The sequence below is a fragment of the Paraburkholderia sp. RL17-383-BIF-A genome, from assembly GCF_046028015.1.
GTDB lineage: Bacteria > Pseudomonadota > Gammaproteobacteria > Burkholderiales > Burkholderiaceae > Paraburkholderia.
The window spans coordinates 140,573-153,808 of sequence record NZ_JARESR010000006.1; the positions used below are offsets into that span (position 1 = coordinate 140,573).

The following is a 13,236-nucleotide window of genomic DNA, read 5'->3' on the forward strand; positions in this document are numbered from 1 at the left end:
CCATCCGTTGTATGAAAAAACCGCTAAGCTGGAAAGCTCGTGGGTGGAACGAGTGTTGCGGCGAAGCGTGGACCGGCATCGGCCGATTGTGCGATTGTGAGTTCAAGGAGCGGGCAGCATGAGTCAGACAGGCGAAGTCGCCACTCTTGGCGGCGGTTGTTTCTGGTGCCTCGAAGCGGTGTACCTGGGCGTCGAAGGCGTGAACGCGGTGGAGTCGGGCTATGCGGGCGGCCAGACCCGGCAACCGACGTATGAGCAGGTATGCGACGGCGAGACGGGCCACGCCGAAGTCGTGAAGGTCGACTTCGATCCGGCCAAAATCAGTTACCGCGAGATTATCGACATCTTCTTCGCGATCCATGATCCGACGCAGTTGAATCGGCAAGGCAACGACGTCGGCACGCAATACCGCTCGGTGATCTTTGCGCACTCCGAAGCGCAACGGGAAACCGCGCTGCAGGCGATCCGCGAGATTGGCGAACAGCAGATTTACGACGGGCAGATCGTCACCCAGGTGCTGCCGCTCGACGGCAACTACTGGCCTGCCGAGGCCTATCACCAGAACTATTTCGCGCACCACCCGAATCAAGGGTATTGCTCGTTCGTGGTGGCGCCGAAAGTGGCGAAGTTTCGTCAGAAGTTTGCTCACCGGGTCAGGGTGGGTTAACGAGCTGAGCCGCCGGTCACGCGCTGCTTGTTAAGTTCCCGAGTGTGGCGGGCAGTCGTTTTCGTTGGGCGGCGCGGACGCATTGTCGTGCGAAGGTTCATGCTCGTGTTCATGAGCCAGCCGCGCATACGCCTCGATAATGGCCCGCGCCAACTCCAGACAGCTCAGCGGCGCCGAGCCTTCCGCCTTGTTGTTGATCGCGATTACCACCGGCTGGCCGGCCAGCGCATAGCGCGCGGCCAGTTCGGCGAGTGACGCGCGGGTTGCGGGATCCGGGTCGACCAACTGGTTGAACGGCTCGTACTTGGCCTTCGCCTGTTCGTATTTGAAGCCACCGTGCAGACTCCAGCGCACGATCAGCGGTCCGGCCGGTTCGCCGTCCAGCAGTGCGAGCGCTGCAGCCTGGCGCAGTGGATCGGGCATACTCGCGTGAATGCCCACGCAATAGCGCACGCCCGCGGTCTTGAGCGTACGGATGAAACGCGGCGTGAGCAGGCTCGCGTCACGGATCTCGATTGCGTAGCAGGTGCCTTCCGGCAGCTTCGGCAAGGCTGTCAGGAATTCGGCCAGCCGTTCGATGAACGCCGCCGGCTGCGCCAGCATCTGGTCCGGCAGTGGCGAGAGCTGAAACACCAGTGCGCCGGCCTTGGCGCCGAGGCCTTCGAGACAAGGCGTGACGAAGTCGTCGATCGCCATTTGCGCGTTCAGAAAACACGGGTTCATCGAGACCGGCTCGCCGCGTTCGGCGCGCACCGTGGCGTCGGTGATCGTCATCGGCGCTTTGACGATAAAGCGGAAGTGCTCGGGCACCTGCTGCGCGTAGCGCAAGTATTCGGTGACCGTGAGCGCCTGATAAAACGACCGGTCGATGCTGACCGTTTTCAGCAGCGGATGCGCGCCGTAGGCCGTGAGACCCTCGCGGGAGAGCTTGCTGTTGCTGTATTCGTCGCCGTAGACGATGCCGTTCCAGCCAGGAAACGACCATGTGGACGTGCCGAGGTGGATCTGCGCAGGGAGTTGGGCCGCGAGCGCGAGCAACTCGGGCGAGGGTGGGGCGGCGAGGATTTCGCGGGTGCGGCGCTTTTTCGGGGTGTCGGTAGGGACGTTCGCGGTGTCGGCTTCAGGCGGGGCGTCGCCTTCGTCTGGCTGCGACACGGCGGCGGCCCCAGCGCTGCCGCGCGCCTGCTTGACTCGGGCATCGGCCTTCTGCGGCGCTGGCTCCACCGGCATTCCGAACAGATCGAACTGCACGGCTTCGCCTGCGGCGCCCGCTTCGCCTTCAACCGGCTGTTCAACTTCGCTTGTCCCGCTCTGGTCCATCGGTGTTCGACCTGCTGTTCAAAGGTTGCGCCGCGTCGCCCGCTCATGCACGGCGCCGTGGCGCAACCGGATTACAGCGGTTTGTCGTACATATAGCGGCGCGACCACGGCAGGGTTTTCGCGCTGCGGCCGGCTTTGCGGCACACCACCTGGTAGATCGAGACGTCGTCGTTTTCGAACGCGTAGGCGCAACCCGCCAGATACACGCGCCAGATACGGAATTTCTCGTCGTCGACCAGCTTGCGGGCTTCTTCCGCATGCGTTTCGAAATTTTCCGCCCAGATGTTCAACGTGTGCGCATAGTGACGGCGCAGGCTTTCGACGTCAACCGCTTCGAGCCCGCCGCGCTGCATCGCTTCGAGTGCGAGGCTGATATGCGGCAGCTCGCCGTCGGGGAACACATAGCGGTCGATGAATTCGCCGCCGCCGAGCGCGGTCTCACCGCTGTCCGAATCGCTCGAGGTAATGCCGTGATTCATGGCGACGCCGTCGTCGACCAGCAGATCGCGGATTTTCTCGAAGTAGCCCGGCAGATTCTTGCGGCCCACGTGCTCGAACATGCCGACGCTCGTAATGCGATCGAACTGCCCCTGCACGTCGCGGTAATCCTGCAGACGAATCTCGATCTGGCTTTCCAGGCCCGCGGCTTTCACGCGCGCGGTGGCAAGGTCGAACTGGTTCTGCGAGAGCGTCACGCCCACACACTTCGCGCCGAACTTCTGCGCCGCGCGCAAAACGAGCGCGCCCCAGCCGCAGCCGATATCGAGCAGGCGCTGCCCCGGTTGCAACTGGATCTTGGTGAGGATGTGGTCGATCTTCTTGATCTGCGCGGTGGCGAGATCTTCGTCGCCGTTCTCGAAGTACGCGCACGAGTACACCATGTTCTCGTCGAGCCAGAGTCTGTAGAACTCGTTCGAGACGTCGTAGTGATACTCGATCGCCTTCTTGTCCGACGCCTTCGAATGATTGAAGTAGCGCCGCACGCGCGCCAGCTTGCCCGCGGTCGTGACGGTATTGCGCGCCAATTCGTAGCTGACATTGATGATGTCCGACAGCTTGCCCTCGATGTCGATCTTGCCTTTCACGTACGCCTCGCCGAGATTGTCGAGGCTCGGTTCGAGCAGATAGGGCAGCGCCGTGGCGCTTTTGACATGAAGCGTGACCTGCGGCGCGGCGAACTGCCCGAAGTCGTGTTGCTGACCGTCCCAGAGCACGAGGCGCGCCGGAACATTAGCTTTGGTTTTTACATCTTCCACCCACTGCGCCAGCTTCTTCTCCCAGAACATGTGATCTCTCCGTGTCCGTTGAATTAAAGCAAAGCTTGTGTGGATTGCAGCTCGATGCGGCGCAGCTCCCATGCCGCGAGATGCCATCCGGCCGGCGTGCGCTGCTGCGTTGGCAGCGCACTTGCCGGCGTTGTATTCCGATTCAGGGCGACAGGCGGGAGATTTGCCAGTCGCTATGTTCGTTCGACCGAGTGTAGAGCAAACGGTCGTGAAGACGTGACGGCCGGCCCTGCCAGAACTCGATTGCTTCGGGCACCAAACGATAGCCGCCCCAATGTGGCGGACGCGGCGGTTGGTCGCCGTATTGCAGGCTGAATTCGCGTTCGCGCGTTTCGAGCTGCGAACGGCTTTCAATTGGCTGACTTTGATTCGATGCCCACGCGCCGATACGCGAACCGAGCGGACGCGACGCGAAATACCCGTCGCTTTCTTCCGCGCTGGTTTTGACGATGCGCCCCTCGACGCGTACCTGCCGCTCCAGTTCGATCCAGTAGAACAGCAGGCTTGCGTAAGGATTGGCCGCCAGTTCGCGGCCTTTACGGCTTTCGTAATTGGTGAAGAACACAAAGCCACGCTCGTCGACGCCTTTGATCAACACGATGCGCGCCGAAGGCCGGCCGCGCGAGTCGACCGTGGCCACCGTCATGGTGTTCGGTTCGGGCAGTTGAGCGTCCACGGCCTGTTTAAACCACGTATCGAATTGACGAAACGGGTTGCGGCCGACATCGCCGACGTCCAGAGAACCCAGCGAATAGTTTTTTCGAAGTTCGGCGAGTGAGGTCATGTTCTTATGCGAACGCTACAGTTCAATCAGTATAGCCAAGGCGCTAATTTTTTGCGCGCAGCCAAGTCAAGGTCCAGCGTGGTGAGCGGAGCATGCCGACGCGCCGCGAGCCTTTGAGTTGTTCTCTACCCGGCGATGCAACTTGGTGCGTTCAGGCAAAATACGGGGCTGCGTATGCATTCGCGTCGCCACCTTGTATTTTTGCCTGACCAACGAGCCCTGCCATCATGTCCAGCACCACCGCGCCATCCGATCTTACTACCAGCCTCGACGGGAGTGAAACCGCCGACCGCGCGCGGCGCTTCGGCGGCATTGCCCGCCTGTACGGCGCACCGGCGCTCGCCGCCTTCGAAGGCGCGCACGTGGCGGTGATCGGCATTGGCGGCGTGGGGTCGTGGGTGGCCGAGGCGCTCGCGCGCAGCGCGGTCGGTACGCTGACGCTGATCGACCTCGACAACGTCGCCGAGAGCAACACTAACCGGCAGATCCACGCGCTCGACGGCAACTACGGGAAACCGAAGGTCGAAGCGATGGCGGAACGCATCGCGGCGATCAATCCGTTTTGCGACGTGCGGCTGATCGAAGACTTCGTCGAGCCGGACAATTTCGACGCCACCCTCGGCGGCGGCTTCGACTACGTGATCGATGCGATCGACAGCGTGCGCACCAAGACCGCGTTGATCGCATGGTGCGTGGAGAGGAAACAGCCGTTGATCACGATTGGCGGCGCGGGCGGTCAACTCGATCCGACGCGCATTCGCATCGACGATCTCGCGCTGACGATCCAGGACCCGTTGCTGTCGAAAGTGCGCGGACAGTTGCGCAAGCAGCACGGTTTTCCGCGCGGGCCGAAGGCCAGGTTCAAGGTGAGCGCGGTGTATTCCGACGAACCGTTGATCTATCCGGAAGCCGCCGTCTGCGATATCGACACGGAAGCCGAGCACGTGAGCACGTCGCCGGGACACACGGGACCGGTCGGTTTGAACTGCGCGGGATTTGGTTCGAGCGTGTGCGTGACGGCGAGCTTCGGTTTTGCCGCGGCCGCGCATGTGCTGCGGGCGTTGGCGAAGCAGGCGACGGCTTGAGGTGATTCACGTCGCGGCAAATGCCGCGGCGTCTTCAGGAATTGAGACCTGCAGGCATTCAGGCGCGGCACAGTGGCCACGCCCGAACACTGATCAGGCGGATCAGTACAGCGCGGCGCTCAGCTTGCGCCGCCATTGCGCCACCAGCTCCGGCTGATGCGCGGCCAGATCAAACACCGACAGCATCGTCTTACGGCCGATATCGTCACGGAACGTGCGGTCGCGTTGCACGATCGCCAGCAGTTGTTCGAGCGCTTCCGCGTATTTGAGGCGGGCGATGAACGCGCTGGCCAGATCGAAGCGCGCTTCGAGATCGGTTGGGTCGGCGGCGACCTTGGCTTCCAGCGCATCGGTCGGCGGCAAGTCCGCGGCGGCGTCCACGGCGTCGAGGCGCGTCTTGATCGCGTTGAAACGCGCGTCGATACCTTGCGTGGTTTTCGGCGATAGCAGATCGATTTCGTTGCGGACCTCGTCGATACGGTTGTCTTCGAGCAGCATTTCAATGCGGTCCATGCGTGCTTCGTCGAAACCCGGGTCGTAGGCGAGGGCGGCTTGCAGCGCGTCGTAGGCATCCTCGCGGCGGCCTTCGGCCAGTGCGGTTTGCGCCTCGAGGCGCGCGGCGTCAGCGCCCTGCGGCACGAGCCGCTCGATAAACTCGCGCAACTGGCCTTCAGGCAGCACGCCGACAAACTGATCGACCGGCTGTCCGTCGGCAAAGGCCATGACGTGCGGAATGCTGCGCACCTGGAAGTGCGCGGCCAGTTCCTGGTTTTCGTCTACGTTGACTTTTACCAGCTTCCATTTGCCGGCGGCTTCGGCTTCGAGCTTTTCGAGCATCGGGCCGAGGGTCTTGCACGGGCCGCACCAGGGCGCCCAGAAATCGACCAGCACGGGGGCCAGTGTCGACGCCGTGATGACGTCCTGTTCGAAAGTGGCCAGAGTGGTGTCCATTGCGTCCTCGTCGATAAAACGGTCTATTGGTTATTTGGGGCCGAACGCCGCGGATTCAATGCGGGCTGAGCGCGCTTGCGCCGATTCTCGCTCAGTTGCGCTTACTTGCGCGCCTTGGCGATCATTTACGCTGGGGCAGCGGAATCCATTCGGTTTCGCCCGGCACCTTGCCCATTTCCTGATTGGTCCATACGAGCTTCGCGGCTTCGATTTTCTCGCGCGAACTGGCGACGAAATTCCACTCGATAAAGCGCTCGCCCTCCAGCTTCTCGCCGCCGAGCAGCATGACGCGCGCGCCGTGGGTGCTCGCCAGCGTGACCGTTTCGTCGAGCGCGAGCACGGCCATCTGGCCGACTTCGAGCGGCGTGCCGTCGATTTCCAGATCGCCGTCCACGAGATAGACGCCGCGTTCCTCGTGCTCCGGTTCGAGCGCGAAGGCGCCGCCCGGCGCGAATTCGCCGGCGACATACAGCGTGCCCGAAAACGTCGCGACCGGCGAGGTCGCGCCGAACGCCGTGCCCGCGATCACCCGAAGCGTCACGCCGTTGCGCTCGACCACCGGCAGCGTGTCCGCCGCGTGATGGGCGAACGATGGCTCGATCTCTTCGTCTTCGAGCGGCAGCGCGACCCACGTCTGAATGCCGTGCATGGTCAGGCCGCTCGCGCGGTCCTCTTCCGGCGTGCGCTCGGAGTGGACGATACCGCGCCCGGCCGTCATCCAGTTGACGTCGCCGGGGACGATCTTCTGCGCCGAGCCGAGGCTGTCGCGATGCATGATCGCGCCTTCGAACAGATAGGTCACCGTGGCAAGGCCGATATGCGGATGCGGGCGCACGTCGAGGCCGACGCCGGGTTCGAGGGTGGCCGGGCCCATATGGTCGAAGAAGATGAACGGACCGATCAGACGCGCCGCCATGGCCGGCAGCACGCGCCGCACGGTCAGACTGCCGACGTCGCGCAGGTGCGGCTTGAGGACTGCTTTGATCGAGGAAGACATGGGCAGACTCGGCTGGGAAGGTGAGAGGAAATTTTTGCTGAATGGACGATTCTACTGCGGAGGACGCAATGATGAGGGCTGAGCGCCATGTCGACGCTCCGGGAATCCGTAGCGCGGCCCGTCGCTTGCCGTTGCCGGCTCCGCTAAACTGCCGGATCGAACAATCAATTGGAGACCGGGATGTCGCCCAAGGATTTGCTGCTCGCGCTGGTTGTCGTCGTGGCGTGGGGCGTCAACTTCGTCGTGATCAAGGTCGGCCTGCATGGCGTGCCGCCCATGCTGCTCGGCGCGCTGCGCTTCACGCTCGCCGCGGTGCCGGCGGTGTTTTTCATCAAGCGGCCCAACCTGCCGTGGCGCTGGCTGCTCGCGTACGGCGCGACGATTTCGTTCGGGCAGTTCGCTTTTCTGTTCTCGGCCATGTATGTCGGCATGCCGGCCGGACTCGCTTCGCTGGTGTTGCAGGCGCAGGCGTTTTTTACGCTGATATTCGCGGCCATCTTCCTGCATGAGCGGTTCCGCTTGCCGAATGTCGTGGGTTTGGTGATCGCGGCGGGCGGGCTTGCCGTGATCGGCCTGCAAGGCGGCCATGCCATGACGCTGGCCGGATTTGTCCTCACATTGTGCGCCGCGTGCTCGTGGGCGCTCGGCAACATCGTCACGAAGAAGGTCGGCAAGGTCGATCTCGTCGGACTCGTGGTGTGGGGCAGCCTGATTCCGCCGCTGCCGTTTTTCGCGCTGTCGTATGCGTTCGAGGGGCCGCAGCGCATCGTTGCCGCGCTTTCAGGCATCAGCGCGATGTCGATCTTCGCCATCGTGTATCTCGCGTTCATCGCCACGCTGATCGGCTACGGATTGTGGAGCCGCCTGCTGTCGCGCTATCCGGCAAGCCAGGTCGCGCCGTTTTCGCTGCTGGTGCCGATCGTCGGGCTCGCGTCGGCGTCGCTGTTTCTCGACGAGCAACTGTCGGCGGCGCAAATCGCCGGCGCTTTGCTGGTGATGGCAGGGTTGGCCGTGAACGTGTTCGGTGGCTGGGTCGTGCAGCGGTTTTTACCGGCGCGCCGGGCAACCGGCGCGTCCGATTGAGGACGAAAAAGCGGACGAAAAAGCGGACAAAAAGACGCGGACGATAAAACGCAAACCAGAGCGCGCACAGCGCCGACAACCACACCACCAACGAAACTACGGCCGCATCGAGCGGCCGTGTTTCATTGCATCGTTGCAAGCGAAAGCATCACGTCATGCGGTTCTTCGCGAGCGGCGGATTCGCCGCGAAATAGCGCTTGATACCGGTCATGATCGCATCGGCCATCTTGTCGCGATACGCGTCGTCGTTCAGGCGGCGCTCTTCGTCCGGGTTGCTGATGAAGGCGGTTTCCACGAGGATCGACGGAATGTCCGGCGCCTTCAGCACCGCGAACCCCGCCTGTTCGACCGAGCCCTTGTGCAGCTTGTTGATGCCGCCAATTTCCTTCAGCACGAAGTTGCCGTAGCGCATCGAGTCGCGAATCTGCGCGGTAGTGGACATATCGAACAGTGCGCGGTTGACGGTGGCGTCGGCGGACTTGATGTTGATTCCGCCGATCTCATCCGACGAGTTCTCCTTGTTCGCCATCCAACGCGCCGCGGCGCTCGACGCGCCATGCTCGGACAGCGCGAACACCGACGAGCCCTTGGCGTCGGGCGTGGTGAACGCGTCGGCGTGGATCGATACGAACAGGTCCGCGCCGACGCGGCGCGCTTTCTGCACACGTACGTTCAGCGGCACGAAGAAGTCGGCGTCGCGCGTCATCATGGAGCGCATGTTCGGTTGCGCGTCGATCTTCGCGCGCAGCTTCTTGGCGATGTCGAGCGCGACGTGTTTCTCGTAGGTGCCCGAGCCGCCGATCGCGCCCGGGTCTTCGCCGCCGTGACCCGGATCGATCGCGACGGTCAGCAAACGCACCGTGTTGCTCTTGCCGGATTTGGGCGTGGTGAACGCGTAGGTATCGTCGCTGCCGGCGTCGTCCGCGCCCAGCGTGCTGGCGCTGTTGCCTTTATTGCGCGCGATGGCCGTGGACGGCGCCGGCGGCGTGGCGGGCTTGCCGACGATCGGCGGAGCAGGCGTTGGCGTGACATGCACCGGCGGACGCGGCACGCTCGGCGTGGACCCGCTGCCGCCGTTCTGCGCGTAACGCTCGAAGAATGCCTCGCTGTTGTCGGCGGCGGGCGGCGTGGTGCCCGGGCCGCTCAAGGTGGCGGGCGGTGGCGCGGCGTTCTGGTCGTTCAACGTCTGCTGCTTGCGTTCTGTCTGCGCGAGCAGATCCATCAACGGATCGGGCGCGACCGCGGGATACAGGTCGAACACGAGCCGGTATTTGTATGCGCCGACCGGTGGCAGCGTGAACACCTGCGGCTTCACCAAGCCCTTCAGGTCGAACACCATGCGCACCACATGCGGCTGATATTGCCCCACACGCACCGATTGAATCTGCGGATCGTTCGGTGTGATCTTCGACACGAGGTCCTTGAGCGCCTGATCCAGATCGAGGCCGCTCAGATCGACCACCAGCCGGTCCGGTCCCTGCAGCAACTGCTGGGCGTTCTGCAAAGGTTGATCGGATTCGATCGTGACGCGCGTGTAGTCGCGCGCGGGCCAGACCCGCACGCCGAGCACCGAGCTGGCCCACGCAAGACGCGGCGCGACGAGGCCGAGCACGAGCGTGGATGCACCCGCGCGCAGAATCTGCCGGCGCCGCCAGTTATGCGTTGCGGTAGCCGCCGATTCGATCGAGCGGAACGGTTTGATCAACATCTTTCGAGACATGCCTTTCCTGGTTCGCTGTATGCCCGTGCGACGAGTACACGGCCGTCGCCTTGGTTCTCATTGTCGAGGTCGAGCGAGAAGACGAGATCCGGCACGCCTAAGAGACGCCCTGCGCGTTGCGGCCATTCGACGAGGCAGACGGCGCCGCTGTCGAAGTATTCGCGAAAGCCCGCGTCGGCCCATTCGGCCGGATCGGTGAATCTGTACAGATCGAAGTGATAGAGCGCGAGTTCCCCGCTGGGGCGTTCGAGCACGTAGGGTTCGACGAGTGTGTAGGTGGGACTGCGCACGCGGCCGGTGTGGCCGAGGCCGCGCAAGGTGGCGCGCACGAGGGTGGTTTTGCCGGCGCCAAGATCGCCGACGAGTTGCACTTGCAGCCCGTGGAATGCCGTGTTGTCTTGAACGCCCGGCGCGTGTTGCGACGCTTCACGCACGCTTTCAATCGCCTTCGCGAAGCGCTCGCCGAATGCGAGTGTGGCGGCTTCGTCCGCGAGCGCGAAGGTGCGTTCGAGCAGGACATTGGCGGGCGGTTGGATCGCGAGATCGGGATTGTCAGGCATTCTCGTAAAATGGCGTGATGAACCGAAGTCCGGAGTCCCCTGTTTCCTGCCCGCCTGCGTCTGACGACGATGCGCGTGCCGAGCGTCATTTCGATGAAACGGCGCTGAATGCGCTCGCGCTGAACATCAAAACGTGGGGCCGTGAACTGGGTTTCGGAGCAATCGGCATTAGCGACACCGATCTCTCCGCGGCCGAAGCGCCGCTTGCAGCCTGGCTGGAAGCGGGGTGCCACGGCGAGATGGATTATATGGCGAAACACGGCATGAAACGCGCGCGGCCCGCCGAGCTTGTGGCCGGCACGCGACGTGTGATTACCGCGCGCATCGCTTATTTGCCCGCTCAGACACTGAGCGGAAAGGCGCCCGAAAGCGCTTTGCATGACGGCCCGCTGATGCAGGACAGCCGGGACTGGCGCGCAGCCGAGCATGCGCGGCTCGCGGACCCGTCGGCGGCGGTGGTGTCGATCTATGCGCGCGGCCGCGACTATCACAAGGTCATGCGTAACCGTCTGCAACATCTCGCCGAAAAAATCGAGGCGGAGATCGGCGCATTTGGCTACCGCGTATTTACCGATTCGGCGCCGGTGCTGGAGGTAGAACTTGCCCAGAAGGCCGGCATCGGCTGGCGCGGCAAGCACACGCTGCTGTTGCAGCGCGACGCCGGGTCGCTGTTTTTTCTCGGCGAAATCTATGTCGATGTGCCGTTGCCGACGGATGCCGAAACCTCGCCCGAGGTCGCGCCCGAAACGCCGGGCTCGCACTGCGGCAGTTGCACACGTTGCCTCGGCGCCTGTCCGACCGGCGCGATCGTCGCGCCTTACAAGGTCGATGCGCGTTTGTGCATCTCCTATCTGACGATCGAATTGAAGGGCAGCATTCCGCTGGAAATGCGGCCGCTGATCGGCAATCGCGTGTACGGTTGCGACGATTGTCAGCTCGTGTGCCCATGGAACAAGTTCGCACAGGCCGCGCCGGTCGCCGATTTCGACGTGCGGCATGGACTAGATCGCGCGTCACTTGTCGAGCTTTTCTCGTGGAGCGCGGACGAGTTCGATACGCGCATGCAGGGCAGTGCGATTCGCCGGATCGGCTATGAGAGCTGGCTGCGCAATCTCGCGGTGGGCATGGGCAACGCGCTGCGTGCGTCGCGCGATACTTTGAGCGAGCCGGCGCGCGAGGCGATCGTGCAGGCGCTGAAATCGCGGGCCGGCGACGCTTCGGCCGTTGTGCGCGAGCATGTGGAATGGGCGTTGGAAGCGGCGTAAAGTAGCGGCACACTATTGGGTTCGGCGTGTGCAGCGTGCTGCACGACATGCAAGTGCGCCAACCTTGCAAACCGGAGCGCCGCGCCAGCAAGGAGCAGGCAATCATGTTCAACGCAGTGATCGATGCGCCGTTCGGCAAGGTCGGCATCCGTCTCGAAGGCGAGGCCGTGCGCGAGATCGTCTATCTGCCGGATTCCATGCAAAGCGTCGCGCCCGACACGCCGTTGGCGAGGCGGGCGGCCGAACAGATCGAACGGTATTTCGAACGTGCTTCGGCGAAATTCGAGTTGCCGCTTGCCCCGGTCGGCACCGCATTTCAGAAGCGCGTCTGGCAGGCCATCAGTGACATTGCGCCGGGCGTCGTGCTGACCTATGGGCAATTGGCGAGGCAACTCGGCAGCGCGCCGCGCGCGGTCGGTCAGGCGTGCGGCGCCAATTACTTTCCGATCGTGATTCCCTGCCATCGGGTGGTAAGTTCGAGCGGCATCGGCGGTTTTGCGAATCACGCCGAAGATGGTTTCTTCCGCAACGTCAAGCGCTGGCTGCTGGCGCATGAAGGCATTCCCTACGCATGAGCGATACCTTGATCGACGACGCGCCCGCCGCGTCCCCTCTCTTTGTCGCAAGCTCGGCATCGATCGATGCGTTCTGCGACGCACTGTGGCTCGAACATGGCCTGTCGCGCAACACGCTCGACGCGTACCGCCGCGATCTGCGTCTCTTTTGCGAATGGCTCGCGCAGAGCCGCGACGCTTCACTCGACACCGCGAGCGAAGCCGATCTGAACGCGTATAGCGCTGCACGCCAGAAGGACAAATCGACTTCGGCGAACCGGCGGCTTTCGGTGTTTCGCCGCTACTACGGTTGGGCCGTGCGCGAGCATCGCACGAAGGTCGACCCGACGGTGCGCATCCGCTCGGCGAAACAGCCGCCGCGTTTTCCGTCGACGCTCACCGAAGCGCAAGTCGAAGCACTGCTCGGCGCGCCCGACATCGATACGCCTTTGGGCCTGCGTGATCGCACGATGCTTGAACTGATGTATGCGAGCGGTTTGCGCGTGACCGAACTGGTCACGCTCAAGACCGTGGAAGTGGGACTGAACGAGGGCGTGGTGCGTGTGATGGGCAAGGGCTCGAAGGAGCGCCTGATTCCGTTCGGCGAAGAGGCGCACGGCTGGATCGAGCGCTATCTGCGCGAGGCGCGGCCCGCGTTGCTCGGCGCCCGCGCAACGGATGCACTGTTCGTGACGAACCGCGCGGAGGGCATGACGCGCCAGCAGTTCTGGAACATCATCAAACGCCACGCGTTGGCGGCCGGTGTGAATGCACCTTTGTCGCCGCATACGTTGCGGCACGCGTTCGCCACGCATCTGCTCAATCACGGCGCTGATTTGCGTGTCGTGCAACTGCTGCTCGGCCACACGGATATTTCGACCACGCAGATCTACACGCACGTGGCCCGCGAACGGTTGAAGTCGCTGCATGCGCAGCATCATCCGCGAGGGTGATTTGCGTTTCG

Annotated in this window: 13 protein-coding genes; 6 read left to right on the forward strand and 7 right to left on the reverse strand. The window is 63.4% G+C overall.

Annotated elements, in window-relative coordinates; genetic code table 11:
• The first annotated feature begins 118 nt into the window (after window positions 1-118).
• Complete coding sequence (gene msrA, locus P0D71_RS09535; RefSeq protein WP_408479802.1) at window positions 119-667, forward strand: peptide-methionine (S)-S-oxide reductase MsrA; 549 nt, start codon at window positions 119-121, stop codon at window positions 665-667.
• 30 nt (window positions 668-697) lie between these two features.
• On the opposite strand, the gene P0D71_RS09540 is transcribed toward msrA, so the two are convergent.
• The 3 genes from P0D71_RS09540 to pdxH all read right to left on the reverse strand — a co-directional run bounded on the left by P0D71_RS09540 (window position 698) and on the right by pdxH (window position 4,057).
• On the reverse strand, window positions 698-1,987 hold the full coding sequence (locus P0D71_RS09540) for a DUF72 domain-containing protein (protein WP_408479803.1): 1,290 nt from the start codon (window positions 1,985-1,987) through the stop codon (window positions 698-700).
• A gap of 71 nt (window positions 1,988-2,058) precedes the next feature.
• Window positions 2,059-3,273: a class I SAM-dependent methyltransferase gene (locus P0D71_RS09545; RefSeq protein ID WP_091799516.1), complete on the reverse strand. Its 1,215-nt coding sequence runs from the start codon at window positions 3,271-3,273 to the stop codon at window positions 2,059-2,061.
• A gap of 142 nt (window positions 3,274-3,415) precedes the next feature.
• Entirely contained in the window at window positions 3,416-4,057 is a 642-nt protein-coding gene (gene pdxH / locus P0D71_RS09550) for a pyridoxamine 5'-phosphate oxidase (protein WP_408479804.1), read from the reverse strand.
• A 227-nt stretch (window positions 4,058-4,284) separates the two neighbouring features.
• Here pdxH and tcdA point away from each other — a divergent pair, with 227 nt between their 5' ends.
• Window positions 4,285-5,142, forward strand: a complete 858-nt coding sequence (gene tcdA, locus P0D71_RS09555; protein WP_091799522.1) for a tRNA cyclic N6-threonylcarbamoyladenosine(37) synthase TcdA — start codon at window positions 4,285-4,287, stop codon at window positions 5,140-5,142.
• Window positions 5,143-5,244: 102 nt separating this feature from the next.
• Here the strand turns inward: tcdA and trxA are convergent, their stop codons facing one another.
• Window positions 5,245-6,093 carry a thioredoxin gene (gene trxA / locus P0D71_RS09560; RefSeq protein ID WP_408479805.1) on the reverse strand — a complete coding sequence of 283 codons (849 nt, stop codon included), beginning with the start codon at window positions 6,091-6,093 and terminating at the stop codon, window positions 5,245-5,247.
• A 121-nt stretch (window positions 6,094-6,214) separates the two neighbouring features.
• Complete coding sequence (locus tag P0D71_RS09565) at window positions 6,215-7,090, reverse strand: pirin family protein (protein WP_408479806.1); 876 nt, start codon at window positions 7,088-7,090, stop codon at window positions 6,215-6,217.
• Between the two features lie 180 nt (window positions 7,091-7,270).
• Here P0D71_RS09565 and P0D71_RS09570 point away from each other — a divergent pair, with 180 nt between their 5' ends.
• Window positions 7,271-8,173: an EamA family transporter gene (locus P0D71_RS09570; protein WP_408479807.1), complete on the forward strand. Its 903-nt coding sequence runs from the start codon at window positions 7,271-7,273 to the stop codon at window positions 8,171-8,173.
• Window positions 8,174-8,321: 148 nt separating this feature from the next.
• Here P0D71_RS09570 and P0D71_RS09575 read toward each other — a convergent pair whose 3' ends face one another.
• Both P0D71_RS09575 and tsaE read right to left on the reverse strand, forming a co-directional pair.
• Entirely contained in the window at window positions 8,322-9,893 is a 1,572-nt protein-coding gene (locus tag P0D71_RS09575) for an N-acetylmuramoyl-L-alanine amidase (RefSeq protein WP_408479808.1), read from the reverse strand.
• Window positions 9,875-10,453, reverse strand: coding sequence for a tRNA (adenosine(37)-N6)-threonylcarbamoyltransferase complex ATPase subunit type 1 TsaE (tsaE, locus tag P0D71_RS09580; protein ID WP_091799537.1), 579 nt, complete (start codon window positions 10,451-10,453; stop codon window positions 9,875-9,877). The genes P0D71_RS09575 and tsaE overlap by 19 nt, the downstream gene beginning before the upstream one ends.
• A 17-nt stretch (window positions 10,454-10,470) precedes the next feature.
• On the opposite strand from tsaE, the gene queG reads away from it, so the two are divergent.
• The 3 genes from queG to xerD all read left to right on the forward strand — a co-directional run bounded on the left by queG (window position 10,471) and on the right by xerD (window position 13,225).
• Entirely contained in the window at window positions 10,471-11,718 is a 1,248-nt protein-coding gene (gene queG, locus P0D71_RS09585) for a tRNA epoxyqueuosine(34) reductase QueG (protein WP_408186042.1), read from the forward strand.
• 104 nt (window positions 11,719-11,822) lie between these two features.
• On the forward strand, window positions 11,823-12,293 hold the full coding sequence (locus P0D71_RS09590) for a methylated-DNA--[protein]-cysteine S-methyltransferase (protein WP_091799543.1): 471 nt from the start codon (window positions 11,823-11,825) through the stop codon (window positions 12,291-12,293).
• Complete coding sequence (xerD, locus tag P0D71_RS09595) at window positions 12,290-13,225, forward strand: site-specific tyrosine recombinase XerD (protein WP_408479809.1); 936 nt, start codon at window positions 12,290-12,292, stop codon at window positions 13,223-13,225. The genes P0D71_RS09590 and xerD overlap by 4 nt, the downstream gene beginning before the upstream one ends.
• Window positions 13,226-13,236: the final 11 nt, after the last annotated feature.

Excerpts from the sequence above, each read along its gene's own strand:
- msrA (WP_408479802.1), top strand. The coding sequence starts at position 119 with ATGAGTCAGACAGGCGAAGTCGCCACTCTTGGCGGCGGTTGTTTCTGG.
- P0D71_RS09540 (WP_408479803.1), bottom strand. The coding sequence starts at position 1,987 with ATGGACCAGAGCGGGACAAGCGAAGTTGAACAGCCGGTTGAAGGCGAA.
- P0D71_RS09545 (WP_091799516.1), bottom strand. The coding sequence starts at position 3,273 with ATGTTCTGGGAGAAGAAGCTGGCGCAGTGGGTGGAAGATGTAAAAACC.
- pdxH (WP_408479804.1), bottom strand. The coding sequence starts at position 4,057 with ATGACCTCACTCGCCGAACTTCGAAAAAACTATTCGCTGGGTTCTCTG.
- tcdA (WP_091799522.1), top strand. The coding sequence starts at position 4,285 with ATGTCCAGCACCACCGCGCCATCCGATCTTACTACCAGCCTCGACGGG.
- trxA (WP_408479805.1), bottom strand. The coding sequence starts at position 6,093 with ATGGACACCACTCTGGCCACTTTCGAACAGGACGTCATCACGGCGTCG.
- P0D71_RS09565 (WP_408479806.1), bottom strand. The coding sequence starts at position 7,090 with ATGTCTTCCTCGATCAAAGCAGTCCTCAAGCCGCACCTGCGCGACGTC.
- P0D71_RS09570 (WP_408479807.1), top strand. The coding sequence starts at position 7,271 with ATGTCGCCCAAGGATTTGCTGCTCGCGCTGGTTGTCGTCGTGGCGTGG.
- P0D71_RS09575 (WP_408479808.1), bottom strand. The coding sequence starts at position 9,893 with ATGTCTCGAAAGATGTTGATCAAACCGTTCCGCTCGATCGAATCGGCG.
- tsaE (WP_091799537.1), bottom strand. The coding sequence starts at position 10,453 with ATGCCTGACAATCCCGATCTCGCGATCCAACCGCCCGCCAATGTCCTG.
- queG (WP_408186042.1), top strand. The coding sequence starts at position 10,471 with ATGAACCGAAGTCCGGAGTCCCCTGTTTCCTGCCCGCCTGCGTCTGAC.
- P0D71_RS09590 (WP_091799543.1), top strand. The coding sequence starts at position 11,823 with ATGTTCAACGCAGTGATCGATGCGCCGTTCGGCAAGGTCGGCATCCGT.
- xerD (WP_408479809.1), top strand. The coding sequence starts at position 12,290 with ATGAGCGATACCTTGATCGACGACGCGCCCGCCGCGTCCCCTCTCTTT.